This is a genomic window from Mycolicibacterium madagascariense (genome assembly GCF_010729665.1).
Classification (GTDB): Bacteria; Actinomycetota; Actinomycetes; order Mycobacteriales; family Mycobacteriaceae; genus Mycobacterium; species Mycobacterium madagascariense.
Genome location: NZ_AP022610.1, coordinates 1,102,722 through 1,128,475, shown reverse-complemented (window position 1 = coordinate 1,128,475; position 25,754 = coordinate 1,102,722). Strand labels below are relative to the sequence as shown.

Genomic DNA, 25,754 nt, shown 5'->3' with positions numbered 1-25,754 from the left:
CAGAGCGGCCCGGGGCGTGAATCATCACTACTACTCGGTCCTCCTGCGTGGGCCGCCCGGGTGATCCGGGACCTTCAACCGATTGCTCGGTGACCGACGGTCTTCGGTGGAACGGCTCAAGGGTAGCCGATGCCCACCCGATCAGCCAAAACGCCGACGATTCGCGGCGTTCGAGGAGCGCTCACCGCTCCTGGACTTCCACGAATCGCGCGCGATCAGGCGTTGAAGAGCGCGGCCGCACCGACCAGGCCGGCATCTCCCCCCAGCTCGGCGGGCACCACGCGCAGATCGCGGAGGAAGTCCAGGCCCGCATGGTGGCCGAGCGCCGCGTGCAGCGGGTCGAAGAGCAGTGGGCCGGACCTCGCGACGCCGCCGCCGACGACCACCAGGTCCAGATCGCACACCGCCGCCACCGACGCGATCATCCTGGCGAGGGCGTCGGCTCCCCTCGCGAAGGCCCTCAGCGCGACGGGGTCACCCGCGGCGGCGGCGTCGGCGAGCTGCTTCGCGTCGGCGTCCGGTCCAGCGCTCCACCCGTTGGCGCGCGCCCAGCGCGCCAGCCGTGGCCCGGCCGCGACGGTTTCGACGCACCCGTGGCCACCGCAGGTGCAGAGCTCCCCGCCGGGCTCGACGACGACGTGCCCCACGTGCCCCGCGTTGCCCGTGCGCCCGTCGTACGGCGCCCCGTCGAGGACGAGGCCGCCCCCGATGCCCGTCGAGACGACCATGCCGAGCATGAACCGCGCCCCGCGGCCGGCGCCGCGCCACCACTCCCCCATGGCCATGCACAACCCGTCGCCGCCGAGACGCACGGGCAGCCCGGTGCACGCCTGCGCCTTCGCCACGATCGGAAAGCGTTGCCAGGCAACGATGTTGATGGGACTGATGGTGCCGGTCGGCAGATCGATCGGACCCGCGGACCCGATGCCGACGCCCCGCACGTCGCCGTCGGCCGCGGCGAGCGCCTCGGTCAGCAGCCGTTCGGCGACGGCCCAGATCTCTCCGGCGTCGCCGTGGGGCGTCGGGGACTGCGCGTGGTGCAGCAGCACGCCGTCGGGGTCGACGAGTCCCACGGCGAGCTTGGTGCCGCCGACGTCGAGAGCGAGGGTCGATGCGCTCATCAGTGTCGGTGGGTGTTGTCGGGCTGGCGGGGATCACCGGGATGTTCGTAACCGGGGGCCAGGTGCACCACCTCGGCGCGGCGGGCGTCCAGCCAGCTGCGGAACGCGCGCCGACGGGCCGACCCCAGCAGGTGCTCGGTAATCGCGGCGCGCACGTCCTCCAGCGCCGGGGCGGCGCGACGGTCGCCCCACCCGGCCCGGCTGCTGAACCGGAAGGGGTTGCGGGCGTGGTAGTCGGCGACCTCGTCGGCCCCCACCCGCACGCTCGTCGTCACGCGGACGAACAGCGCCCGCGCGATGGCGTCCTCGAGGACCGCGGCGGCCACGCTGCCGAGCTCCAGCCGGGCGGCCGCGTCGGGCAGGAGGTCGTCCTCGGTCGGTGCGCGTTCGGCGGTCAGCCCCAGCGCCGCTGCCTCGGTGGCCACCACCCGCGCGGTGACGAGCACCTGAGTGAGCCAGCGACGCAGTTGGCGCCCCTCGCTGGTGCCCGGCCGCGGCAGCGCGCTCGCCAGGGCGGTCGACCGCAGCCGGCGCTCGCTGGCGTCGAGCTCGGTGACGAGGACCGCCGCGTCGCCGACCGTGGCGACGACGGCGCTCACTGGACGACCACCGCAACCGCAGGCGAATACACCAGCTCCCCCGCGCAGGCGACCCGGATCAGCGCCCACCATTCCCCTGGCTCCACCCCGTGCGGCGGCGCCGCCTGGAAGGTCAGCTCGACGGTGCCCCTGGCGGGGACGTCGGCGCCGATGACGTTGGGCCCCAACCACTCCCAGGTTCCCCACGGGCTTATCAGATGCGCTTCGACGGCGAGGTCGGTCCACGCGTCGGTGCCCACGACCACCGAGAGGGTCGCCCGGCGGCCCGCCGCGACGACGACGGGTTCGGGGTCGCGCACCAGCCGCAGCACGCGGTCGTCGGTCGCCCCGACGGCGATCACGCAGACGTCCTCGACCACCTGGTGCCAGGCTGGTGGGACGTCCTCGCTCGTGATCTCGAGCTGGGCCCGCAGCGGGTAGAGCCCGGGCGCGGTCCCCGGCGGCATCACCAGGTCCAGCGCCGACTCCAGGTACTCACCGGACGGCAGGTCGAACGGCAGGTCGTCGGGCGCCGCCGTCCACCCCGGTGGGCAGCTCAGCCGCACCCGTCCGCGCAGCGGCCCGTCGGTGGCGTCGCTCGCGGCGGTGAGGTGCACTCGGACGGGCGCGTCCGCGTCGACGGCGAGCTGGTGCGGATGCAGGTGCGCGACGGCGGGCAGGCCACCCAGCGGGGCGGGGCCCCGATCGTGCAGCCAGTAGCGGGCGTAGAGCGGTTGTGCCGCTTCGGCTTCCGGGGCCAGCGCGGTGCCGTCGGCGTCGAGCACGCGCGGCAGGTCGAGCCCGATGCCGAAGGTCGCGATCTCATAGCCGTCCAGCCGCAGTCCGCGGTCGTCGTCGGCCACGGGGTGCTCGAGGAGGTCGAGTCGCCGCGGCGCCGTCACGTTCCCCAGCCCCGAGGTGATCACGACGTCGGTCGTGCTGCCTCGAGTCTCGACGAGCCGCAGCGCGACGCCGTCGCGGGGCTCGGCTCGCCGTCGGCTGCCGGCGGCGGTCGGATTGCCGAGCGCCTTCAGCGCTCCCAGGGCCACGTCGCGCGCGGGCTGCACCTCCAGCAGCGATCCCGCCGGTGGAAGAGCCCCAGGGCGGCCGGGGTCGGGGACGCCGACGAGCAGCTCCTGGCCGAATTCGTTGCTGCGCGAGGGGATGTCGGCGGCACGCCAGTCGCCGACGCCGCTGACGACGGCATAGTCGAACGCGTGGGTCCAGTGCTGCTGCTGGAAGGTCGACCCGTCGGGCGCGGTGCGGCGGGGCGGGTCGATCCAGGTGCCCGACGGCCAGCCGGTGCACGACCGCATCAGCGACGTGAGCAGGGTGCCGTCGGAGTCGACCGCGAAACTCGGCACCCCACGGTTGAACACCGCGACGGTGCGGTCCTCGAACTCCTCGCCGGGGACGTCCTGGTCGACGACGATCTCGGCGTCGCGCAGGTCCTCGATCAGGGCAGCCAGGGCCGTCTCCTGCACGACCAGCACGGGCAGGGCACGCACGCCGCGCAGGTCCGCACCCGGCACCCACACGTCGCCGAGCGCACGGTCGGCCGAAACCCAGAGTCGCTCAGACGAACTCGACGTGGCACCGAGGACCGAGCGGGTGAACGGGTTGACGTCGGGTCCGCCGATGGCGATGCGGACGTCGGGCAGGTTCGAGTCGACGGCGAGGTCGCCGTAGCGGGCCGACTCCGCGCCCGAGCAGGTGGCCGTCACGCCGGCCCGCGCCAGCGCCACCACGAGCTCGCGCACCAGCGGGTGCGCGCCACCGTCCGGCGAGATCACCTCCGCGACCGAGATGGCCCTGACGCCATGGCGAAACCGCACCCGCACCGCCGAGGACAGCCCGAACCACCCGTAGGCGGGGTTGTCCAGGGTCGACGGAAACCGGGCGCTGTCAACGGCTTTCGTCGAGCCGCGATCGTGCGTCAGGCCGAAGCCGCGACCGATCACGGCGTCACCCACCTCGCTGACGGGCATCGCCCCCGGCACGGGACACGGCCAGCGCAACCGCAGCATCCGGTCGGCTCCGGTGAAGCCGTCGATCGTGGTGCGGCAGTCCACCCGGTCGACGCCATGCCACAGGGTCAGTGTCTGGCGGTAGGTCAACAGGTCCCGGATCCGCCCGGTGACCACGACGCGCTCGCCGAGGGGGCTGCGGTAGTGCTGCACCGATGCGGCGGCGGCAGCCGCCGACGTGATGACCGGCCCCTTGGGCAGCAGATGCCACGGCCCCTCCCCGGCCTTGGGATGCGCGGAGTACTCGTCGTAGACGGCCAGCTCGTTGCCGACGCGACCGTCGGCGATCAACTCGCGGCCGTCGGTCACGAGCGACGACACGGCGCCGCCACGCGCGGGGTCCACGCGCAGCGCGTAGAACTCGTTGGCGATGCCGTCACCGGGCCGCGGCTCCCATGTCGCGCAGGCGTTCCCGGGCGCGATCCGGTAGGACCGCCACCCCAGCGAGGGCACGTCGCGGGCCAGCCAGCTGAGGGTGTGGCCGTCGTCGTCGGCCAGCACCGGCACTGCGTGGCCGTCGTGGTCGACGAGCGCGCCGTCGAACGGTTCGTCCACCCGCATCGTCACCACGTCGGTCCGCCTGTGCGCCAGCGGATTCCACACCACGACCGAGCCACCGACCGCGGCGGACAGCAGCCGCAGTGCGGCATCGCGGGCTCCGCTGCCCAGCTCCCACGCGTCGCGCCAACTGGTCAGCAGGTCCAGATAGACCTGGTCGGACTGCGATCCGGTGATGGCGTCGTGGTGGGCGCCGTAGGACAGCTGCACCCACGCCTTCGCGAGCGCCGCCTCGGGGTAGGTGGCGCCGGTGAGCAGACCGGCGAACACGGCGAACCGCTCGGCGTGCAGCACGGCGTTCTCGGCGGCCCGGTTGGCCTGCTTGGTGTCGACGTAGGAGACGTCCTTGCCGGTGTAGATAGGGTTCATGTCGCGGCTCTGCGGCGACGGCGTCAGGCCGCGTTCGTCGATCTCGGCACGCACCGCGGAGAAGAACTCACTCGGCACCGCGCAGACGAACCGCGGCCAGGAGTAGCGCGCATTCCAGTCGCGGTGGATCTCGGTCACCCATCGGTTGGGTGGGGTGTAGTCGGTGCCGACGGGCAGCAGCACGTTGCGCGTCAGCGCGACCTTCTTCATCTTCGAGAACAGTTCGTAGGTCGCGTGTTCGGCCTCGTCCAGCGACGTCGACGAGTCCATCCACCACCCGGCCGAGTAGTGCGCGGGCATGTAGTGGGTCAGCAGCCCGCGGCCCGAGGGCGCCATCCACTCGAATTCACTGGCGAACTGCATGCGCTCGGGGTCGCCGTCGTCGGCCATGGGACCCCACTGGTGGAACGGCCCGCGCGCCCACGAGCTGGACGTCAGCCCGGCGTCGGCGGCCATCCCGGGGAACTGCGGGTCGTGACCGAACACGTCGAGTTGCCATGCCGTGGCGGGGTGCGCCCCCATGACGTCACGTTGAAATCCCATGCCGTGCACGAAGTTACGGATCGCCGTCTCGGGACTCGTCAGGTTGGTGTTGGGTTCGTTGTAGGTGCCACCCATCACCTCGACGCGCCCGTCGGCGATGAGGCGACGCAGCTCGTCGCGATCCTCGGGGTTGGTGTCCCAGTAGGGCTTGAGGTAGTCGACCTCGGCCAGGACGAACGCGTATTCCGGTTCCCGCCGGGCCATCTCGAGGTGCGCGTTGACCAGCTCGAGCCCGTTGGTCTGCCTGGCGCGGCCCGGCGGCTCGGCGGTCCACGCGCTGGTGTAGGCCGCCTGGGTGTTCCACCAGACCGGGTCGTAGTGGAAGTGGCTGATCAGGTACATCGTCCACCCCGGCTCGGCGACGACGAAGTCGAAGTCCACGGCGCTGCGGCCGGTGAGCAGTCGCGCGGGCCGCCGCTCACCGACGACCGGGTCGCTCACCCGCACGGGCACCTCGAGGACCCGGCCGCGCCGCGCCGCCCTCGCCTCGCCCGCCGTCTGCAGGCCCGGACCCTCGACGCTCACCGGGGCCGGATGGGTGCCGAGCAGGTAGTGCACCCGCACCAGTTGCAGCGGCTCGGCGGCACCGATGAAGAGCTCCGTCGACTCCACCGAGGTGACGTGCATGCCGCCACCCTACGTGCGGTCACCTCCGCGCGTGGGCCCGCAGCAGCCGGTCGGCGACCTCGCGTACCGCGGCGATCACCTCCGGCGGTTCGAGAACCTCGAATTCGACGCCGGGGAGGGCCAGCCACGGCACCAGGCGTTCGGCCTCGTCGGCGCCTGCGGTCACGATGCACGTGTCCGGACCCTCGGCTTCGATCTCTGCCGAGGCATCGGAGAACGACTGCGCCACAACGTCCTTCGACGCCTGGTATCGCACCCGCGCGACGTAGCGGTACGGGGACGCGGTGATCGCGCGGCGTACGTAGCTCGCCGCGTCGGGCGCCGAGCGCGGGGTGAAGGTGGTGCCGCGGGCGGTCACCCCGGTCATGCGGTCGAGGCGCAGGCTGCGCCAGTCGTCGCGGTCGCGGTCGTAGCAGAGCAGGTACCACCGGCGGCCGGTCGTCACCAACTGGTAGGGCTCCAGCCGTCGTTCGGTGGCGTTGCCGTCGCGGTCGACGTACCCGGCCGTGACGTGCTCGCGGTCGCGGCTGGCGCGCGCCAGCGTCATCAGGACGTCGGGCGCCACGAGCGCCTCGGTCCGACCCGACGTCAGTGTCGTGGTCGCGTCGTGCACCGCCGCGACCTGGGATCGCAACCGCGACGGCATGACCTGGTCGAGCTTGGTCAGCGCGCGCAGCGCGGACTCGCCGACGCCTGCCACGCTGCCGCCCGCCGCGACCCGCAGACAGACGGCCATCGCGACGGCCTCGTCGGCGTCGAGCAGCAGCGGCGGCAGCGCCGCGCCTGCGCCGAGCCGGTACCCGCCGCCGTGGCCCTTGCTGGCGTGCACGGGGTAGCCCAGGTCCCGCAGGCGTTCGACGTCCCGCCGCACGCTGCGGCCCGTCACGCCAAGCCGTTCGGCGAGTTCCTCGCCGCTCCACACGCGGCGGGACTGCAGCAGCCCCAGTAGCTGCAGCACGCGGCCCGTCGTCGATTCTCGGCGCGTATCACCTGCGTTCACGGTCTCACCTGCGGCACCGTCGGCGTTCTCTGCACGGGCTGACTGTATTCAGTCAGCTTACCGATGACAGTCGTCCACCGGCGGGGCATCGTGAAGTCGGCATCGACGAGAGGGCCCGGTGGCGAGGGCTCGAGCGTCATCACCTCCAAGCACGCCGTTCTACCCGCGCGGTGGTGACGACTCGATGGACTGGACCGCGAACGAGAAGGAAATAGTATGACTGACAACGTCTTTGACACCGCCCTGCCGATCGCGCATCCCGCCGCATGATCACCCGACCGTTGCGACCCGGGGTCGTCGACGTGCACGCCCACTGGTTGCCCCGCGAACTGTTCGAGCTGCCCGGCACCGGACCGCACGCCGCCCTGCACGACCGCGACGGACAGCTCTACCTCGGCGACCTTCCGCTGTCCATTGCGACCAGCGCGATGAGTGACGTCGATGCCATCGAGGACGACATGCGCCGCGCCGACGTCGGCGCTCGGGTCCTCTCCGCACCGCCGTTCGCCTTTCCCCTCGAACCGGGAACGGCGGCCGACACCTATGTCGGGGACTTCAACCGCGCGTTGGCGGGCGTGGTCGCCGACGGTGGCGGTGCGCTGCTCGGACTGGGGATCGTCACCCTCGCCGATGCCGGGGCGGCGACCAGTCAGATGGAGGAACTGGCGCAGACCGAAGGCATCGCCGGCATCGCGATTCCCCCCGTGGCCAACGGACGATCGCTCGACGGGCCGCCGATGCATCACGTCCTGCGCGAGGCGGAACGCTTGGAGCTGGCGGTGCTCGTTCATCCGATGCAGCTGCCGCGACCCGAATGGGCGAGCTACTACCTGACCAACCTGATCGGCAACCCGGTCGAGTCCGCCACCGCGGTGGCCTCACTCATACTCAGTGGCATCAAGGACTCGCTTCCGCGCTTGCGAATCTGCTTCGTCCACGGAGGTGGTTGCGCCCCAGGACTTCTCGGCCGGTGGAACCACGGCTGGACGATGCGTGCCGACGTTCGTTCCGCGTCGAGTCGGCCCCCGCGGGAGCCCTTCGCAGAATTGTTCTTCGACACCGTGACCCACGATTCGCGTCAACTCGAACTGCTGTGTGCTCTCGCCGGATCCGACCGCGTCGTCTGCGGTAGCGACTACCCCTTCGACATGGCCGAAGCCGACCCGTCCCGGTTCGCCGTCGAGCACGGTCCTGGCCGCGCGGCGCTCATCCGCGCGGCGATGAGCTACCTCGGACTGCCGACCGGGTAGGCCCGTCGGTCGGCGCAACGCGTGCCGGGACGTCCGCGGTGCACGTGGTCACCGCGGACCTTCGGCGGCCCGGGTCAGGGTGCGCAACACGCTGTGGCGACCAAGGTCGATCTTGAAGCCGTTCTGGCTCAAGGGAACTGCTCCGGCCATCGCGATACGGCTCGCCCGCCGGAAGACCTCCGGGCCGGGTCGGTTGCCGACCAGAATGGCTTCGGCGTCGGTGAGGCGCCACGGCGTGGCGGCGACCCCACCGAGTGCGAGGGCCGCTTCGGTGATGACGCCGTCGACGACGTGCAGACCGGCCGCCACCGATACGAGGGCGAAGGCGTAGCTGTGCCGGTCGCGGACCTTGAGGTACCAGCTGCGGTCGGCGAACCTCGATGGCGGTAGCTCGATGCCGACGACGAGATCCGCCGGGGCCAACTGGTTGTCCAGGTGCGGGGTGTCGCCGGGCAGCCGGAAGAAGTCGCCGATGGCGATCGTGCGGGGTCCGTCGGGGCCGTGCACGTGCACCGTGGCGTCGAGGATCGCCAGCGCGACCGCCATGTCCGAGGGATGGGTCGCCACGCAGTGCTGGCTGGCCCCGAACACCGCGTGTTCGCGGTTGAAACCGTCGCGAGCCGCACATCCGGTGCCGGGCATCCGCTTGTTGCAACGCGCGAAGGAGACGTCCATGAAGTACGGGCACCGAGTGCGCTGTAGGAGGTTGCCGCCGGCGGTGGCCATGTTTCGCAGCTGCGTGGTGGCGCCGGACAGAATCGCCTGCGAGAGCACCGGATACTGGGTACGGACCAATCGGTGGTTGGCGATGGCGGAGTTGGTCACACCCGCATCGATGAGGACGCCTCCGGACGCGGTGGTGGTGACCTGCCGCAAGCCGAGGCGTCCGACGTCGACGAGCGTCGATGGTCGCTCGACGCCGCCCTTCATGAGATCGAGCAGGTTGGTGCCGCCGGCATAGAACTTGCCGCCGGTGGCGGCGACGGTGGCGACCGCACCCTGCACACTGCTGGCGTATTCGAACGCGAACGTCTTCATCGCGTGTGCTCGTCGGCAACGGCGCTGATCGCGGCGACGATGTTGGCGTAGGCGCCGCACCGACATACGTTGCCGGCCATGCGTTCTCTGATCTCGGCGTCGGTGAGGGCGACGCGTCCGGAGCAGACGCGTTCGCAGCCGGCGCCGAACGACTCCGCGGACAGGTCACCGCGAGCGTGTTCGCGCAACATCGCGTGAGCGGACGAGATCTGCCCCGGTGTGCAGTAGCCGCACTGGAATCCGTCGTGCTCGAGGAACGCGCGTTGGATCGGGTGCAGGTCCTCCCCGTCGGCGATGCCCTCGACGGTGACGACCGAGGCGCCGTCGATCGACACGGCCAGCGTCAGACAGCTGACGACCCGTTCGTCGTCGACCGCGACCGTGCAGGCGCCGCACAGTCCGTGGTCGCAGCCCTTCTTGGTGCCGGTCAGATGAAGGCGTTCCCGCAGCAGATCGAGCAGCGTGGTCCGCACGTCGGTGGGCACGGTGACGGTGGTCCCGTTGATGGTCAACGTCACGTTCATCGGATTTCCTCGTCGAAGGGCGTCATCAGGTTCTCCACGGTGATCGGCACGTCGCGCAACCGTCGTCCGGTGGCGTGATGGATGGCGTTGGCGATGGCGGCCGGCACTCCGCAGGTACCGATCTCGCCGATGCCACGCACACCCAAGGGGTCGAGGGCGTAGTCGGCGCCGTCGACGAAGCTGATGTCGAAGTCGGGTCGATCCGCATGGGTGGGGACGTAGTACTCGCCGATGAGCTGCGCGGTGTGCGCGTCGTAGGGCACCTGTTCCAGGAGTGCCATGCCCAGTCCGAAGGTGATGCCGCCCATCACCTGGTTGCGGGCCAGCTTGGGGTTGAGGACCCGGCCGCAGTCCATCACGGCGACCCACCGCGTGACCGTGGCACGTCCGATGAGTTCGTCGACCTCGACTTCGCAGAAGTGGGCACCAAAGGACTGTGAGGTGGGCGCGTCGTCGTCGGGACCGCCACTGGACACCGTGAACGTCAGCGTGGCGAGGTCGGCGGGGGACAACCGCCCGACCAGGTCGGCCACGGACAGCGACACCGCGCCGGCACTGAGCACACCGAGGTTCAGCGACACGGCGGAGGCGTCGAGGCCAAAGAGCGGTGACCCCGGCATGGCGACGGCGAGGTCGAGCAACCGCCGGCGCCACTGCCCGGCGGCCAGCACGACCGCCGAACCGACCGTGGCCGTCGTCTGGGAGGCGCCGCTGTAGGGGGCTGCGGGAAACAGGGAGTCACCGGAGGCGAAGGCGACGTCGTCGAACCTCAGACCGGTGGCGTCGGCGGCGACCTGGGTCATGACCGTGCGTACGCCGGTGCCCACCTCGTGGGTCGCCGACTCGAACAGAACGGCACCCGAGCGAGCCGTGCTGACGCGGCAGCCGGCGGCCATGCGTCGGCCGGGGTAGGTGGCCGTGGCCATCCCCCATCCGACTCGAACGTCGTTGCGGTGCAACGACCGTGGCCGCATCGGGCGGTCCGCCCAGCCGAAGCGGGCTGCACCGGCGCGGTAGCACTCGCGCAGGTGCTTGGCCGACCAGGGGCGCCCGCTGGCTTGATCGAACTCGGTGTCGTTGCGCAGACGCAGCTCCACCGGGTCGATGCCGGCGGCGTAGGCGAGCTCGTCCATCGCGACCTCCAACGCGAACAGCCCTGGCGCCTCACCCGGACCCCGCATGAAACACGGTGTCGGAGAATTGATTCGAGCCACGGTGTGAGAGACCACCAGGCGCGGCGAATGGTAGAGGAACCGGGCCGACAGCCCGACCGGTTCGCAGAAGTGCGCGACGGTGGAGGTTTCGGTGAGCGTGTGCTGCTCGGTGCTCTGGATCGCCGCGTGGTCGTCGGCCACCAGACTCACGTGCTGTTGGGTGCGGGGCCGGTGCCCCGTGGAGGTGAACATCTGACTGCGGGTGAGGACCAGCTTGACCGGTCGCCGCAACTCCCGGGCTGCGACCGCGCACAGCGCGACGTGCATCCACAGGAAGCTCTTGGCTCCGAACGCGCCACCGACCAGGGGTGACAAGATCCTGATGTCGGTTTCCGGGATGTTCAGGTAGGCCGCCAGGGCGGTGCGTTCACCGCTGATCCACCGGGTGGTGTCGTACACCGTGAGAACGTCGTCATCCCACTGGGCGATGGTCGCCGACAGTTCGATCGGGTAGTGACTATTGACCGCAGTGGTGTACTGCGCCGCGACGTGGGTCGCACCGTGCGGTTCGGCCGCCGGCCCGCGGTGATCCTGGAGCTTCTCCTCGACCAGTTTGACGAAGTGGTCTGGTTGGTAGACACCGTGCCGCACCCGCCCGTCGGGGCCGTCGGCGGGGGTCGGCTCCCGCAGGACTTGCGCAGCGGACGTATATGGAGCGCCGAGCTCATAGGCGAGGTCGAACGACGACGCCGCGTCGACCGCGTTCTCCAGCGTGTCGGCGACGACGACGGCGACGTGTTGCCCGACGTGCTGCACGCTCAGGTCGGACAGCGGGGGCCGGCGTTCCAGCGGCAGGTCATCGCTCAGGTGCCGGGGTGGTTCACCCAGCGCCGGGCAGTTCAGCGGAGTCAGCACCAGAGCTACGCCCGGTGCCGCCGACGCGCGCGCCGCACTGGTGGTCATCGACTCGGCGGTGATGGTGCCCTGCGGGATCTGCGACTGCACCAGCACGGCGTGCAGCAGGCCCGGGACGTCGTTGTCGGCGGTATAGCGGGCTCGGCCGGTGACCTTGTCGCGACCCTCGACCCGGTCGACCGATCGTCCCACCTGCTGACCGGTCGCGGTCGCCGTCACCGAGCGTGCCTGACGGGCAACGGGGAACCACCGTGGGTCATCGTCCTCACTGCTTCAGGAACGCGAGCAGGTCGGCGTTGATGACGTCGGCGTGCGTGGTCGGCATGCCGTGCGGGAAGTCGTCGCGGTAGGTCTTGAGCGTGCCGTTCACAAGCAGTTGGGCCGACTTGGGGCCACTTGCCACGTACGGCACGATCTGATCGTCGACGCTGTGCATCACCAGTGTGGGGATGGTGATCTTCGTCAGATCCTCGGTGAAGTCGGTCTGGGAGAACACCACGATGCCGTCGTAGTGGCTCAGCGCGTCGCCCATCATGCCTTGGCGCCACCAATTCTCGATGACGGCTTCCGATGGCGTCACGCCGGGTTTGTCGTAGTTGTAGAACGGTCCCGACGGCAAGGCCCGGTAGAATTCCGAGCGATTGGCCGCCAATTGTCCTTGCAGACCGTCGAATACGCTCTTGGGCAGACCCTCCGGGTTGGCGTCGGTCTGCACCATCAGCGGGGGCACCGCGCTGATCAGTGCGGCCTTCGATGCGCGGGCCTCGCCATGGCGGGCCAGGTAGCGGACGACTTCACCACCACCGGTGGAATGCCCGACGTGGATGACGTCGTGCACGTCGAGGTGCTCGATCAGGACGGCCAGGTCGTCGGCGTAATGGTCGGCGTCATGCCCACCTGGGGTCTGGGTGGACCGGCCGTGCCCACGCCGGTCGTGGGCGATGACACGGTAGCCCTCGGACAGGAAGAACAGCATCTGGGTGTCCCAGTCGTCACTGGACAGTGGCCAGCCGTGGCTGAACACGATGGGTTGCCCTGTGCCCCAATCCTTGTAGAAGATCTCGGTGCCATCGACGGTGGTGATGGTGCTCATGGGCTCTCCTGTCGTGGTGGTGCATGAAGTCTTCGGACGCGTCGAACGTCCCGACCAACTCGACCTACCGCCAGCTAGTCGACGGGGTTGAGGCGATTGACGACGAGGGGGTCGGCGGGGGTGAAGGGGAAGTTGGGCAGGTTCTCGATGTGCGTGTCGAATGCGGCTGCCAGCACCTCTCGGGTGTAGGCGCTGGTCGAGGCGCGGAAGCCGATGTCGGCAGGGAACGGCTGGTCGAAGAAGACCAGGATGTGCCAGTCTCCGGTGCCGATGTTCTCGATGTGATGTGGGTAGGCAGTCGGAATGAAGTAGGTGTCACCGGGTTTCAGCGTCCAGGTGTCGAGGGAGCCGTCGGGATTCATGATCGTCATGCGGGCCTCACCGTAGTGGAGGTAACCCATCTCGCCGGTGATGGGATGCCAATGTGGTTCTCGCATACCGGTTTCGGTGACGCGCAGGGAGTACATCGAGATGTCCTTCAACGCGGGCCAGAATTGATCGCGAGCGAAACGTGCCCGGCCACTGGCGTAGTTGAGGCTGGGAGGCTGAGCTTCGACGTCGAACTTGTGAGGGTCGTCGAAGTAGGCCGATGCGGGGATGTCGGAAGCGCCGATGCGTGCCGCGAGTTTCCGGTCGACGGTGGTCCGGCGGATCTTCGCCAGATCGGACGCGGGCAGGTCGTAGGTGTTGCCCAGCACGGCGTCGGTGAACGCACCGAACGTCGCGCCGAGCCCGAAGTCCTCGGGCCGTTCGTGCCGGAAGGCGATGACGAACTCGGCGACGTCGGTGCCGATGTTCTCGATGTGGTGCAGGGAGCCGGAATCGGCGTGGAACATCTGGCCCGCGGTCACGATGAACGTCGAGAACCGATTGTGGTCGTCCAGGATCGACACCAGCGCGGTTCCCGATATGCAATAGGTGAGTTCGTTGGCGTTGGCGTGCCAGTGCGGGGTGCGCATCGCGCCCGGATTGAGCAGCACGCGCTTGATCGAGAGGTTCTTGAGGATGGGGAGGTCGTCGACCGTGACGCGACGCATCGACCCCAGGTCGTTCTCCTCGACGACTTCACCTTCGAGCAATGACACGGAGTGCTTGCTGCCGACGGTGGACGTGCTCATGCTGGTCCTCCTGCTGTGTCGTCGTGACCGACCCGAGTCGACGAATCGGTCCTCTGGTGGACGCGGTGAGTCCGACGTGGCGGCGAGCGATGCAGGGTCGCGTCGACGCCCGAACGAGAGTGTCGCCTGCCCGGCGGTGGGTCGTCATCAGTCGGATGACTGATGACGTGGGCGGCCCCGAGTGAGAGGCTCGTGACGCAGGGCCGTTTCGAATGAAGACGCTTATCATCGGTGAACCACGCGGCGGTCCGCGCCGCGTCTGGGTGGCAGGGCACGAGGTGTGACGGTGGAACGGTTACCCGGCGGCGTGGTCCTCGATCCCGCCACCGCCGAGTTGCTCGAGGCGATGCGTACGCCACCGACACTGCGGGACTTGGGCCCCGACGTCGGACGCGTGGCGCTGCGCGAGGTCCAACAGTCCCTCATCGAGCGGCCGGGTACGGTCGCGCGCTTTCACACCGCCGAGGTGGGCCCGTCGGGGCTGACGGGTTTCTGGATCGTGCGTCCTGCAGATCTCGAAGGTCCCCTGCCCGTCGTGTTCTACGTGCACGGCGGGCGCTGGATGTTCGGTGATGCCGACACCCACGCCGACGTCATCGGCGAATTCGCCCTCCGATGCGCCTCGGCGATGGTCGTTCCCGAATACAGCCGCACCCCCGAGGCCCGGTATCCGGTCGCCCTGGAGGAGTGTTACGCGACCCTGCAGTGGGTTCATGCACGTGCGGCTGACCTCGTGCTCGACGCCAAGAGAATGGCGATCGCCGGGGACTGCGCAGGCGCCACCTTGGCGATCGCGGTGACGATGTTGGCCAAATCCCGTGGCGGACCACGGTTTCGCGCGCAGCTGCTCTTCTATCCGCCCACCGACGCGCTCTGCCGATCGCAATCGCATCGCACGTTCAGCACGGGTGGGTTGATCAGCAGCGTCGATCAGGCCTGGTACTGGGAGCAATACTGCGACGTGGACGTCGAAAGTCCTACTGTGTCACCGCTGTACGCGACCCGCGACGACCTGGCGGGACTGCCGCCGACCATGATCGTGACTGCCGAGGCCGACGTCGTCCGCGACGAGGGTGCCGGCTTCGCCTGCAGGCTGCGCGCCGCCGGTGTCGACGTGACGGCCGTCCGCTATCTCGGCACGGTGCACGACTTCGTCGTCCTCAGGCAACTAGCCGACAGCCCGCCTACCCGGGTGGCCATCGACCAGGGCGTGTGGTTCCTCCGAGAGGCCTTGTCGCAGTGACGATCGCCGAGTCCACCTCGCACCTCGTCGGCCAATCCACGGTCATCGCGCGACTTTCAGCGGTGCTCGGCGGCACCGCCGGGGCCCCGCCCGCACTCGTCGTCTTCGGGCAGGCAGGTATCGGGAAGAGCACTCTGCTGCGCCACGTCGTCGCACGCGTCGCCGACGACGCGCAGGTGTTGTGGCTCGCAGGAGCGGGGTCTTCGCCGGCCTGCACCAGGTTGGCCGCCGTGCTGTGGCCTCTGCGCCGACACGTCGACGAACTCCCGTTGGGCTTGCAGGCCCCGTTGCGTCTCCTGTTCGACGGTGCGGGGTCGTCGGCGGATCAGTCCCCGGTGCTCGCCGACGCGGTGGTAGCCCTACTGGAGGCCGGCCGAGCACCGATCGTGCTCGTCGTCGACGACGTCGACCAGCTTGATCCTCCGACGTGCGAATTGCTGGTCACCGTCGCGGCGCGCGTGGTGGGGACCCGCGTTCGGGCAGTGCTCACGGCGCGCCGTCGCGACGTCCTCGGTGGCGTCGCGAGGTCGATCGATACGATCGAAGTGGCGCCACTGGATGCCGCGTCCTCAGCCAAACTCCTTGCCGCACAACCCATACAACCCGACCGCAGCGTTCGCGGAGAGATCATCCGCTGGTCGCGAGGCAATCCGTTGGCATTGATCGAGTACGCCCGCGCCTACGGTCACAACGGGACCAAGACGTTCCACGGTGCCACCATGAACGGGCTCGCCGGGCACCATCCGGTATTCGCCAACCAGATCGCGGCATTGCCCGCCGACACGCGACGACTCCTGCTGGTGGCGGCCGCCGCGACCGGTTACGAGTCCGTCGATGCCATCACCCGGGCTGCGGGATACGGAGACGACTTCACCCACTGGCAGCCCGCCCGTGCGGCCGGCATCGTCGACTTCACCGACGACCATCACGTGGCGTTCGCCAACGCGCTCATCCGATCGGCCGCCTTCGCCGACGGGGATCTGGGGCTGCAGCGCGCTGCCCACCTCGCCCTGGCGGCGAGCCCCGGGTTGAAGGAGAGCCTGCGGGCTTGGCACCTCGCCGCCGCCGCACCTGGACCCGACGAGACGATCGCCGCGGCGCTGGAGGAATCGGCCGTCGCATCCGCCTGCCTCGGCATGGACTTGGAGCTGGCGCGGGCGCTGCAGCGCGCCGCCGAGATGAGCCCCCGCCGCGACGACGCCGCCCGCCGCTACGCTCGCGCGGCCAGCGCGGCCAACCTGGGTGGCGACCCCGGCTGGGCGCTCGCACTGACCGAGGTCCCCCTCAACGAGTCCAGTGACGCCGACGTCGCCGGGTTCGCCGCGCTGACTCGCGCCTCCATCCTGCTGCAGCACGGGCGCGCCACCGAAGCGGTGGACACCATCCGCGGGGTCCTCGACGGGGATCGACGACCCGCCGACGCGCACCTGGCGTTGGCGCTGCTCCACACTGCGGCCAGCGCCTCCTTCTACACCGGCGACCTCGATCACCGCAGGCAGCTGAAGAAGTGGCTGGAGCTCACGGAGCCACCCCGGCTGGCGAGCCCGTTGACGCTGCCCTTCCCGATCGGGGTGAGCGCACTGCAGCGGGCCTACGTCGCGATGTACGCCGAGACCGCCGAGTCGGCCAGCACGCGGCCGCACGGCTTCGACCGCGCGTGGCTGCGCCCGGCTTCCGACCCGTCCAGCGACCGGGCGCGTCGGCTCGTGGCGGGTGTCATGGCCTACGCCACCGAACACAGTGCCCTTGCCGCCGCCGAACTGGGCGGCGCCATCGAGGACGTGACCACGCTGGGCGGACTGCGCGGGTACACCTTCGCGCTGGCGCCCTTGTCGTGGGCCTTGCTGGATTGCGGACGGTGGGACGAGCTCGCGAACCTGCTCGCCGAGGCCAGATCGGTCGGTGCGCTGCACGCCGCGATGCTGGTCGATCGCGAGACTTCTTGCTGCGCAGCACAATTGCACGCCTTTCGGGGAGACGTGGAGGCAGCCGCGGCCGCCTTCGAGCGGGCGAACGGCGTCACACCCACTACCGGCGCGCCCCCGAACGCCACACGCGTCGCCCTGATGCGGGTGTCGGGGTGGATGGCCATCGCCTCCGGTGACTTCGAGGACGCCTACCGTCGGTTCGGGGCGATGTTCGGCGACAATGCCGATCCGGCCCACTTCGTGATCTCCTACCGGGCGGTCGCCGACATCGCTTGGGCCGCAGCGCGATGCGGGCGCGTCGATGAGGTTCGGCCGCTGATCGAACAGATCGGCAGTGCTGCGACGGTCACGCCGCCGACCCGGCTTCGGTTGGTGCAACACCAGGCCATGGCCCTCGTCTCGACGGGGAGCCGCGCCGAGCAGCACTACAAGCTGGCGGTGTTCGACCCCGCCGGTGAGGAGTGGCCGTTGGACCGTGCCCGGGCGCGACTTCACTACGGTGAGTGGCTACGGCGAGCGCGTCGTCCCGCCGAGGCCAAACAACTGCTCGGCGCGGCTCTGGAGGTCTTCGACCGTCTCGGTGCGCTGCCCCTGGCCAGGATCGCCCGTTCCGAACTGCGCGCCGCAGGGGTCGTCAGCGCCGACGCTGCACCCCCCGACGCCATGCACGCGCTGACCGCGCAGGAGCGTGAGATCGTGGGGCTGGCTGCCTCGGGTTTGACCAACCGCGAGATCGCCGACCGCCTCAAGTTGTCGCCGCGCACCGTCGCCTCGCACCTCTATCACGTCTATCCGAAGCTGGGCGTGACGCGTCGCCACGAACTGCGAGAGTTCATCTCCTGATTCCGGGCGGGCTCTCGCCTGCGCCAGGATCGCCCCATGCCGCCTGCAAGACCGACGCGGCCTGCGCTACCGCCGCGCGGGAGGCGCCGCAATCCTTCAGTGCCGGCAGGATCGCGAAGTCGTGGATCATCCCCTCGTAGCGCACCGCAGCGCAGACCACGCCCAGTGACCGCAGTCGCGCTGCGAAGGCCTCGCCTTCGTCGCGCACCACGTCCGCCTCTGCGGTGATGACGAGTGTCGGCGGGAATGCGGCGAGGTCACCGGCGTGGGCGCGCAGCGGAGCGACCGTGCCGTCCGTGCGCTGCCGTGCCGTCGGCGCGTACTGGTCCCAGAACCACATCATGGTCTCGCGGCGCAGACCGTACCCTGCCGCGAACTCCCGGTATGACGGCGTATCGAAGTCGGTGTCGGTCACCGGGGTGAACGCGACTAGCTGCTGAAAGCGAAAGTCGTTGCGCTGCAGGCTCAGCAGGACCGCAGAGATGGCGATGGTGGCGCCCTCGGAATCACCGGCGATGGCGACCCTGACGGGATCCATACCATGCTCGCCACCGCGGGTGGCCACCCAGCGGGCGGTCGCACACGCCTGCTCCACTGCGGCGGGGTACCGAGCCTCCGGCGCCAACGCATATTCGGGCAGGACGACGACCGCCGCCGAGCGCACGGACAGCTCGCGGGCGATCCGATGGTGAGTACGTGCGTCGCCCGCCACCCAGCCGCCTCCGTGCAGGTAGATGATCACCGGCAGCGGTCCGGTGTGCTGCGGCGGTTCGATGATCCGGGCCCGCAGTGGCCCCCACCGCCCGGCAGGGATGGTCACCCACTTCTCCGCATCGATCGGCGCGGGCACCTCGGCGTGGAGCCGCCGAAGTGCCGCGCGCTGCGCGTCACGGGTCAGCACCACCGGGTGAGCGTCCGCCGTCTCCAGGAACGACTGAACCGCCGGGTCGAGGACGAGATTGCGTGGATTCACCGTCACTCGCGAACCCTCCCCTCGCCCGTTCTCATCGGGCCACCAGTGTGTGGGCGAAGGTACGGCTACGTCATCGGTCGGATGACTGACGAAACCGACCGAATCGTCACCCCTCATCGCCGCGGCGCCGGCTGACGACGGCCTCCCAGGCACGCAGTGAACCGGATGCGCCGGGGGTGGGACCGAGACTCGACAGCAGCGGATCCCCGCCCGCGTCGAACGGCACGTCGTCGTCGCTGAAGTTCGCGCTCACGCGCAGCGGACCGCTGTCGAACACCCAGCGGTGTGCGTCGACGTGGACCTCCCGGTATGACGACGCCGGGTCCGACAGGTGTTGCCGACGCAGTGAAATGAGCGAACGCACCAGCGCCAACGTCGAATTGGGGTCGACGGTTTGGTCGGCGACGTTGTGCTCCACGACCGGATGTACCGGTAGCCACGGGTGACCGGTCGTGAATCCGCCAGTAGGACTGGCGTCCCATCGCATCGGTGCCCGCGCGTTGTCCCTCGGCCACTGCCCGTTGAGGCGTCCGGCGGTGAGTGGGTCCCGATGCAGGTGGTCGGGAATGTCGCTGTCGGTCATGCCCAGCTCGTCCCCGTAGTAGAGGACGTAGGTACCCGGCAGGGTGGCCAGCAGCGTCTGAATCAGTCTGATGCGTCGGTGATCTCCGTTCGCCCACCTGCTGGCTGCCCTCGGTAGGTCGTGGTTGGATCCCGCCCACACCATGCACGCGCCTGCGGGGAACGCGGAGACGCTGTCGGCGACGATGCGCGCCAACGCGGGTGGCTCGAACGGGGCGAACAGGAACGGGAAGTTCAGCGCGAGCTGCAGTTCATCGTCGTCGCCGTAGTACGCCGCGAGCTCGTCGACGCGTGCCACCCAGGTCTCCCCCATCAGCAATGCCGGCGTGCACCGTGCTTCGGCCCGGGCCCGCCACCGGCGGTAGACGTCGTGCACCTCGGGCTGGTTGAAGTTGTGGACGTGTTCGATGCCGTAGCGTCCCTGAACCTCGGTGTCCCAGATGACGGCTCGCGGATTTCGCGGGTTGTCGCGCAGGGCGCGGTCGTGATACAGCCCATTGGCGACGTCGATCCGAAAGCCGGCCACCCCACGGTCCAACCAGAAGTCGATGATGCGGTCGAACTCGTCGTGGACCCTCGGGTTCCACCAGTTCAGGTCCGGCTGCAGATCCAGGAAGTTGTGCATGTAGTACTGCGACGTCGTCGCATCCCAGGTCCACGCCGACTGCCCGGTGTCGTCGACCCAGTTGTTGGGGGACGACCCGTCCCGCTGCGCGTCGGCCCACACGTAGTAGTCCCGCTTGGGTGAGCTTCTCGACGAGCTGGCCTCCACGAACCACGGGTGCCGGGCACTGGTGTGGTTGGGGATCAGGTCCAGTACGACCCGAACCCCTTGGCGCGCAGCGACGTCGACGAGGCGGTCGACGTCGTCCAACGTGCCGAGTTCGGGATGGACGTCGAGGTAGTCGCTGACGTCGTAACCCCAGTCGTGGTCGGGTGACCTCGTGATCGGCGACAGCCAGAGCGCGGTGACGCCGAGGTCGACCAGATGGTCGAACCGTTCGATCAGGCCACCGAGGTCGCCGTAGCCGTCACCGTCGGAGTCTCGGAAGGACCTGACGTAGGCGTGATAGATCGTGCCGCCCACCCACCACGGTGCACTCACTGGTACAGCTCGGCTAGCGACAGGCTCGTCGGGACCGCCATGTCGTGGGCGGCCTGGACACCCTTGAGCCACGGCTGGGCGACCATGAAGTCCGATACGTCGACGAGGTTGCGCCAGCAGCCGGTGGCGATCGCCTCGTCGGCCGCCTTCGAGAACGTCTCCAGATCACCGGTCCTGCGGCCCTGGGCGATGAGGTCGGTCGCGGCGGGCGACGAGCACTTGAAGAAGTTCACTCCGCCGTCGAGGTCGAAGTTGATGTGCTCCCACAGATAGGGCGTCGGCGCATCGGGGAAGCCGAGGTTGACGAGGATGTCCGGTGCCCCTGCGGGATTGGTCAACCATCCGAAGATCTGCGACGCGGCGAACCCGGTGACCGTGGCCGTCAATCCAGCAGCGGCCAACTGGGTGACGAGGAGATTGGCGACCTGCTGGTTGTCGGGTGACGACGAGTCGAAGCCGATCGTCACTGCGCGCGCCGATGCCGGTAGTGAAGCGACCGCGGCGGTCAGCCTGCTCGGGTCGTGGACGATGTCCTGCGCGGCGTAACGGGAATCGCTGATGTTGGCCGGATAGACCTGCTTGGCGGCCGTGCCGCGACCGAAGTACGCGTTGGCGACGAGCGCGTCGACGTCGACGGCCTGCAGGAGTGCTTGTCGGAGTTGCTGATTGGCCATCACGGGCGTCTTCGGGTTGACGTACATGTAGTCCGATACCGCGGTCGGCAGCACGTAGGTGGCGAACTTGGGATTGTTCTTGTACGACTCGACCGCCGAGGACGGAACGTCGTGGAGGATCGCCGCGATCGATCCGCTGTCGAGCTGAAGCTGTTGTGCCGACGTATCGCTCACCACGGGGAGGTCGACGGTCGCATAGAACGGCTTCTTGCCCCAGTAGCCGGGGAAGGACTTCAACTGATAGTGGTCCCCGACCTTCGCCTCGGTGAGGACGTAGGGGCCGGTGCCGATGTCGTGGGTGCTCAGGTAGGTCTGGGCGTGGTCGGAGCCCGCATTGGCGGTCAACGCCGTCGGACTGAGCATCTTGGGGCCATAGGGCGAGGCCAGTTGAAAGAGGAACGTGGAGTCAGGCGACTTCAGCGTCACGGTCACGGCATGGTCGCCGCGCTCGATCACCGATGCCACGTCGTCGACCATGTAGGCGGTGCCCTGGTCTACGGCCGCGCGCCGGTCGAAGGACGCCTTGACCGCCGACGCGAGGAAGGGTGTGCCGTCGTGGAACGTCACCCCCTGACGCAGTTCGAAGGTGAACGTGGTGTTGTCCGGCGAAGCCGTCCACCTGGTCGCCAGACCGGGGACGATGGTGGGGGTGGCCGAATTGGGGGCGAACCCGAGCAGGCCCTCGTACACGTTGGTCGTCAGGAGTAGCCCCTGCGTGCCGTAGAAGACGTCGGGGTCCGGAGGCTGACCGGGGTCCTGCAGGAACGACAGTCTCAGCACGCCGTCGGTGGGGGCGGCGTTGGGTGTCGATCCGCCCCCGCCACACGCGGCGACGAAGACGATCGTCGTCATCAGCACTGCAGCAACGCGATTCATGGCCTTCATGTCAATGGGGAGGACTGCCATGGTGTCGAAACTCCTTCGCCGCGACCGGTGAGGTAAAACGATTTACCTAATATGGGGGCAACCCGCGACACTGTCAACCCGGCGAGCCGACCGCCGCACCGTTCCCGCGGTGGAGGCAGCGGTGGGCTACGTTTTCCCGGTGGTGACGATGAAGGACGTGGCACTGGCCGCGGGCGTCTCGCCCGCAACGGTGTCGAACGCCTTCCGCGGTCGTACCGGACGACTCTCGGACTCCCAGCGCGAACACATCCTGCAGGTGGCGACGAGCCTCGGGTACCTGGGCCCCAATCCCGCAGGCAGCGCCTTGCGGACCGGGGTGGTGGGCGCGTTGGGCGTGATGTTCAGCGAGTCACTGTCTTTCGTCTTCGACGATTCCTCGGCGGTGACGCTTCTCAAGGGCATCTCGCACGCCGCCGAGCGCGCCGATCTCTCCCTGATGCTCCTGCCCTTCCCTCCGCACCGCGACGACGTGGTCGACGCCGACCGTGATGCGCGCATCGTCCGCAACAGCCTCGTCGACGGGTTCATCGCCTACTCGATGCCCGACGACCACCCCGCCATCCGCAGCGCGAACTCCCGGCGGCTGCCCATGGTGATCGTCGACGCACCGTTCGACCACGACCTGCACTACGTCGGCATCCGCGATCGTGCGGCTGCTCGCATCTGCGCGGAACACCTGCTGTCCCTTGGTCATTCGAACATCGGCATCCTCGTCGACCGCCTCGTCCCCGACGGGCATCGAGGCCATGTCACGCCGTCGCGATTGCGCGCCACCACCGAGGCGGTGCCCCGCGAACGACTCCGCGGCTACCGCGACGGGTTGCGCAGCGGCGGCGTCGACTGGAAGTCGGTGGCCCTCTACGAGGCGGGTGGTCTGACCATCCCGCACTTCGACGCCGGCGCCGAGAGGCTCCTGCACGACCGGCCCGACCTCACCGCCATTCTGGCCGTCAACGACGAACTCGCACTCGCCGTGCTCCGGGTATGCCAGCGGCGCGAGGTGGCGGTGCCGCAGCAGCTGTCGGTGGTCGGCTTCGACGACGTCGCCGCCGCCGCTGCCGCCGGGATCACGACCATTCACCAGGACTTCGTCGAAAAGGGACGCATCGCCTCGCAAATCCTGATCGACCATCCCGACACCCCGCAGAAGGTGATCCTCCCCACCAGCCTGGTGATCAGGCGGAGCACGGGCGCACCGCCACGCTGAGAAGCACACCCACTCAGCGGACCATTTCCGTCCTAAGCAGGTGCGAGGCTGGCGTCATGTCCACGACGAAGGAGATCTGACCATGCCCGCGCTACCCCCACCCGTCGCCGACGAGCGTCACGCTCTGCGCGCCAACCTCTTTCAGCAGCACTACGCCTTCCGCGTCATCGCGTTCGGGCTGACCGACGAGCAGGCCCGGGCCACCCCGACGGTCAGCGCGCTGTCCGTCGGCGCCCTCGTCAAGCACGTCACGAACTGTCAGCGCGGATGGATGGAGCGGGTCGCGGCGGCGCCCGGCACGCCGCCCACCGACGACCGGTCCATGGCCGAGATCCAGGCCGAGCGTGCCGACGAGTTCCAGATGAGACCCGACGAGACGCTCGCCGAGGTGCTGGAGCGGTTCGAGACCGGCAACGCCGAGGTGCTCCGCCTGGTCGAGACCGCCGACCTCGACGCGGCGGTGCCCGTACCGCCCGCGCCGTGGTTCCCGAAGGACGTCGACGCCTGGTCGGTGCGCTGGGTGTTCTTCCACCTGCTCGACGAGCTGGCCCGCCATGCCGGGCACGGCGACATCATTCGCGAGGCCATCGACGGCGCCACGATGTACGAGCTGATCGCCGGCGTCGAAGGGTGGCCGGAGACCGACTGGCTGACACCCTTCAGGCCGGCGTCGGCCTGACCTTCGCCGAAAGTACGGTTGTCGACGGGCACACCAGGCTTTCGGCGGAGAGGGACTCATGGACGTTCGGTCGGGCACCGCGCGCTGCGGGGCCGTCGAGCTGTTCTACGAGGACCTCGGTGACGTCGACGCCCCGCCCATGGTGCTGATCATGGGTGTCGGTGCGCAGCTGCCGATGTGGCCCGACGGCTTCTGTGAGCTGTTGGTGCACAACGGTTTCCGAGTGATCCGGTTCGACCACCGCGATACCGGGCTGTCGACGAAGATGCACGGTCAGCGGGCGGCGGGCTCCGTCGTCGCCCGCGTCGGCCGGTATCTCCTCGGCAGGCCGAGCGCCGTGCCGTACACGCTCGTCGACCTCGCCACCGACGTCGTCAATCTGCTCGACGACCTCGAGATCGACGCCGCGCACGTCGTCGGCGCCTCCATGGGCGGGATGATCGCCCAGATCCTCGCGGGCACACACCCTGAGCGGGTCCTGTCGCTGGCTCTGCTGATGACGAGTTCGGGTCGGCCCCTGTCGGCGCTGCCGCGGTGGCGGGTCATCAGGTTGGCGTTGCACCCGCCCGGCCGGGACGCGCCACGGGCGGCGCGGATCGACTTCGAGATGCACAACGTCAAGGTCATCAATGGTCCGAACTTCCTGCCGACCGACGCCGAGCTGCGCGCTCGCGTCGAGACGCTCGCGGCGCGCAGCGACTATCCACAGGGCATGCTGCGGCAGTTCGACGCCGTCATCGGCACCGGCAGCCTGGTGCGCTTCACCCGCCGCATCGTCGCGCCGACGGTCGTCGTGCACGGGTCAGAGGATCCGATGGTGCGCGTGCGCAACGGCCGCGATCTTGCCCGCCTCGTCCGCGGCGCGCGGTTCGTCGTCGTCGACGGCATGGGTCACGATCTGCCGAGGGCGGTCTGGCGGCCCGTGGCGGAGATGGTGCTGGAGAACGCGGCACGCGCCAGCACCGGCGCCCCGGACACCGAGCTCCCCGACGGCTAGCTCCCCAGCACCACGGTCACCGCGTGGGCGACGACGGCGTCGACGTCCGTGCCGAGGGTGCCGAGCAGCCAGTGCTGGGTCAGTTCGGACACGGCGCCGGTGTACATCGCCGCTCCGACCCGCACCGCCACCGGATCGATGTGCGGGTGGTGTCTGCCCCGCTCGGCGACGATGAGGTCGATCATCGCCGAGTGCATGGTCTGGCGCCGCTGCATCAGCACCGGATTGGTCTTGGCGTCGGTGAACAGGATGCGCCCACGCCGCGGATCGGCCGCGCAGAAGTGCAGGACGGCGGCGATGCCCGCCCGGGTGCGCTCCCGCGGATGCCCGCCGGCGGCGTCCATGCCGGTCGCGACGGACGTGGCCAGCGACCGGTTCACCCCGTCGTACACCGCGCCCAGCAGTTCGTCGGTGGTCTCGAAACTCTCGTAGAAGTAACGCGTGTTCAGGCCGGCCTCGCGGCACACCGACCGCACCGAGACCGCCTGTTCGCCACCCTCGCCGAACAGGCCGAAGGCCGCCTCCAACAGCAGACTTCGCCGTTCGGCGCGACGATCGGCGAGTGACACTCCCGCCCACCTGGTGGGGCTCGACACTGGTGCAGCTTAGCGCCCGCAAACTTTCACACCTGGGTAATGAGCATGGCGGGAGTGTGACCGGGCACACCCGAAATTTCCGCCCGACCGGCAGTTTTGACACACT

At 69.3% G+C, this 25,754-nt stretch carries 19 protein-coding genes; 6 read left to right on the top strand and 13 right to left on the bottom strand.

Features of this window, described 5'->3' with window-relative positions; all coding sequences use genetic code 11:
• Positions 1-215: 215 nt before the first annotated feature.
• Genes G6N60_RS05295 through G6N60_RS05280 form a run of 4 tightly spaced genes read right to left on the bottom strand, consistent with a single transcriptional unit; the run spans position 216 to position 6,823 of the window.
• Complete coding sequence (locus tag G6N60_RS05295; protein WP_163733531.1) at positions 216-1,121, bottom strand: ROK family protein; 906 nt, start codon at positions 1,119-1,121, stop codon at positions 216-218.
• A complete protein-coding gene (locus G6N60_RS05290; protein WP_163733527.1) occupies positions 1,121-1,720 on the bottom strand; it encodes a DUF7158 domain-containing protein in 600 nt (199 codons plus the stop codon). Before G6N60_RS05290 ends, G6N60_RS05295 begins: the two co-directional genes overlap by 1 nt.
• Positions 1,717-5,823: a glycoside hydrolase family 38 N-terminal domain-containing protein gene (locus G6N60_RS05285; protein WP_163733525.1), complete on the bottom strand. Its 4,107-nt coding sequence runs from the start codon at positions 5,821-5,823 to the stop codon at positions 1,717-1,719. Before G6N60_RS05285 ends, G6N60_RS05290 begins: the two co-directional genes overlap by 4 nt.
• 19 nt (positions 5,824-5,842) lie before the next feature.
• Positions 5,843-6,823, bottom strand: a complete 981-nt coding sequence (locus G6N60_RS05280; protein ID WP_163733522.1) for a helix-turn-helix transcriptional regulator — start codon at positions 6,821-6,823, stop codon at positions 5,843-5,845.
• 266 nt (positions 6,824-7,089) lie between these two features.
• On the opposite strand from G6N60_RS05280, the gene G6N60_RS05275 reads away from it, so the two are divergent.
• Complete coding sequence (locus tag G6N60_RS05275) at positions 7,090-8,073, top strand: amidohydrolase family protein (protein WP_163733520.1); 984 nt, start codon at positions 7,090-7,092, stop codon at positions 8,071-8,073.
• Between the two features lie 48 nt (positions 8,074-8,121).
• On the opposite strand, the gene G6N60_RS05270 is transcribed toward G6N60_RS05275, so the two are convergent.
• The 5 genes from G6N60_RS05270 to G6N60_RS05250 form a co-directional block, all read right to left on the bottom strand.
• Complete coding sequence (locus G6N60_RS05270; protein ID WP_163733517.1) at positions 8,122-9,111, bottom strand: FAD binding domain-containing protein; 990 nt, start codon at positions 9,109-9,111, stop codon at positions 8,122-8,124.
• A complete protein-coding gene (locus G6N60_RS05265) occupies positions 9,108-9,635 on the bottom strand; it encodes a (2Fe-2S)-binding protein (RefSeq protein ID WP_163733514.1) in 528 nt (175 codons plus the stop codon). The genes G6N60_RS05270 and G6N60_RS05265 overlap by 4 nt, the downstream gene beginning before the upstream one ends.
• Positions 9,632-11,923: a xanthine dehydrogenase family protein molybdopterin-binding subunit gene (locus G6N60_RS05260; RefSeq protein ID WP_163733510.1), complete on the bottom strand. Its 2,292-nt coding sequence runs from the start codon at positions 11,921-11,923 to the stop codon at positions 9,632-9,634. Before G6N60_RS05260 ends, G6N60_RS05265 begins: the two co-directional genes overlap by 4 nt.
• Before the next feature lie 46 nt (positions 11,924-11,969).
• Positions 11,970-12,797, bottom strand: a complete 828-nt coding sequence (locus G6N60_RS05255; RefSeq protein WP_163733507.1) for an alpha/beta fold hydrolase — start codon at positions 12,795-12,797, stop codon at positions 11,970-11,972.
• A 74-nt stretch (positions 12,798-12,871) separates the two neighbouring features.
• Positions 12,872-13,915 (bottom strand): cupin domain-containing protein, encoded by a 1,044-nt coding sequence (locus G6N60_RS05250; protein ID WP_163733504.1) that lies wholly within the window; start codon positions 13,913-13,915, stop codon positions 12,872-12,874.
• Positions 13,916-14,201: 286 nt separating this feature from the next.
• On the opposite strand from G6N60_RS05250, the gene G6N60_RS05245 reads away from it, so the two are divergent.
• Together G6N60_RS05245 and G6N60_RS05240 are read left to right on the top strand one after the other, a co-directional pair.
• On the top strand, positions 14,202-15,158 hold the full coding sequence (locus tag G6N60_RS05245; protein ID WP_246240335.1) for an alpha/beta hydrolase: 957 nt from the start codon (positions 14,202-14,204) through the stop codon (positions 15,156-15,158).
• Positions 15,155-17,929 (top strand): helix-turn-helix transcriptional regulator, encoded by a 2,775-nt coding sequence (locus tag G6N60_RS05240; protein ID WP_163733502.1) that lies wholly within the window; start codon positions 15,155-15,157, stop codon positions 17,927-17,929. The genes G6N60_RS05245 and G6N60_RS05240 overlap by 4 nt, the downstream gene beginning before the upstream one ends.
• On the opposite strand, the gene G6N60_RS05235 is transcribed toward G6N60_RS05240, so the two are convergent.
• From G6N60_RS05235 to G6N60_RS05225, 3 genes are all read right to left on the bottom strand, one after another.
• Positions 17,919-18,908, bottom strand: coding sequence for an alpha/beta hydrolase (locus G6N60_RS05235; protein ID WP_163733498.1), 990 nt, complete (start codon positions 18,906-18,908; stop codon positions 17,919-17,921). The genes G6N60_RS05240 and G6N60_RS05235 overlap by 11 nt on opposite strands.
• A 100-nt stretch (positions 18,909-19,008) precedes the next feature.
• Complete coding sequence (locus tag G6N60_RS05230; RefSeq protein ID WP_163733496.1) at positions 19,009-20,589, bottom strand: alpha-amylase family glycosyl hydrolase; 1,581 nt, start codon at positions 20,587-20,589, stop codon at positions 19,009-19,011.
• Positions 20,586-22,169: an ABC transporter substrate-binding protein gene (locus G6N60_RS05225; protein ID WP_246240332.1), complete on the bottom strand. Its 1,584-nt coding sequence runs from the start codon at positions 22,167-22,169 to the stop codon at positions 20,586-20,588. Before G6N60_RS05225 ends, G6N60_RS05230 begins: the two co-directional genes overlap by 4 nt.
• Before the next feature lie 148 nt (positions 22,170-22,317).
• Here G6N60_RS05225 and G6N60_RS05220 point away from each other — a divergent pair, with 148 nt between their 5' ends.
• The 3 genes from G6N60_RS05220 to G6N60_RS05210 all read left to right on the top strand — a co-directional run bounded on the left by G6N60_RS05220 (position 22,318) and on the right by G6N60_RS05210 (position 25,052).
• Complete coding sequence (locus tag G6N60_RS05220; RefSeq protein WP_246241140.1) at positions 22,318-23,376, top strand: LacI family DNA-binding transcriptional regulator; 1,059 nt, start codon at positions 22,318-22,320, stop codon at positions 23,374-23,376.
• Between the two features lie 82 nt (positions 23,377-23,458).
• A complete protein-coding gene (locus G6N60_RS05215) occupies positions 23,459-24,055 on the top strand; it encodes a DinB family protein (protein ID WP_163733490.1) in 597 nt (198 codons plus the stop codon).
• 58 nt (positions 24,056-24,113) lie between these two features.
• Positions 24,114-25,052: an alpha/beta fold hydrolase gene (locus G6N60_RS05210; protein WP_163733487.1), complete on the top strand. Its 939-nt coding sequence runs from the start codon at positions 24,114-24,116 to the stop codon at positions 25,050-25,052.
• On the opposite strand, the gene G6N60_RS05205 is transcribed toward G6N60_RS05210, so the two are convergent.
• Complete coding sequence (locus G6N60_RS05205; RefSeq protein WP_163733484.1) at positions 25,049-25,648, bottom strand: TetR/AcrR family transcriptional regulator; 600 nt, start codon at positions 25,646-25,648, stop codon at positions 25,049-25,051. The genes G6N60_RS05210 and G6N60_RS05205 overlap by 4 nt on opposite strands.
• Positions 25,649-25,754 lie beyond the last annotated feature (106 nt).

What these genes read in the sequence shown, in the direction of transcription:
- G6N60_RS05275 (WP_163733520.1), top strand. Translation starts at nt 7,090, where the DNA reads ATGATCACCCGACCGTTGCGACCCGGGGTCGTCGACGTGCACGCCCAC.
- G6N60_RS05285 (WP_163733525.1), bottom strand. Translation starts at nt 5,823, where the DNA reads ATGCACGTCACCTCGGTGGAGTCGACGGAGCTCTTCATCGGTGCCGCC.
- G6N60_RS05265 (WP_163733514.1), bottom strand. Translation starts at nt 9,635, where the DNA reads ATGAACGTGACGTTGACCATCAACGGGACCACCGTCACCGTGCCCACC.
- G6N60_RS05220 (WP_246241140.1), top strand. Translation starts at nt 22,318, where the DNA reads ATGAAGGACGTGGCACTGGCCGCGGGCGTCTCGCCCGCAACGGTGTCG.
- G6N60_RS05250 (WP_163733504.1), bottom strand. Translation starts at nt 13,915, where the DNA reads ATGAGCACGTCCACCGTCGGCAGCAAGCACTCCGTGTCATTGCTCGAA.
- G6N60_RS05210 (WP_163733487.1), top strand. Translation starts at nt 24,114, where the DNA reads ATGGACGTTCGGTCGGGCACCGCGCGCTGCGGGGCCGTCGAGCTGTTC.
- G6N60_RS05215 (WP_163733490.1), top strand. Translation starts at nt 23,459, where the DNA reads ATGCCCGCGCTACCCCCACCCGTCGCCGACGAGCGTCACGCTCTGCGC.
- G6N60_RS05255 (WP_163733507.1), bottom strand. Translation starts at nt 12,797, where the DNA reads ATGAGCACCATCACCACCGTCGATGGCACCGAGATCTTCTACAAGGAT.
- G6N60_RS05225 (WP_246240332.1), bottom strand. Translation starts at nt 22,169, where the DNA reads ATGGCAGTCCTCCCCATTGACATGAAGGCCATGAATCGCGTTGCTGCA.
- G6N60_RS05270 (WP_163733517.1), bottom strand. Translation starts at nt 9,111, where the DNA reads ATGAAGACGTTCGCGTTCGAATACGCCAGCAGTGTGCAGGGTGCGGTC.
- G6N60_RS05295 (WP_163733531.1), bottom strand. Translation starts at nt 1,121, where the DNA reads ATGAGCGCATCGACCCTCGCTCTCGACGTCGGCGGCACCAAGCTCGCC.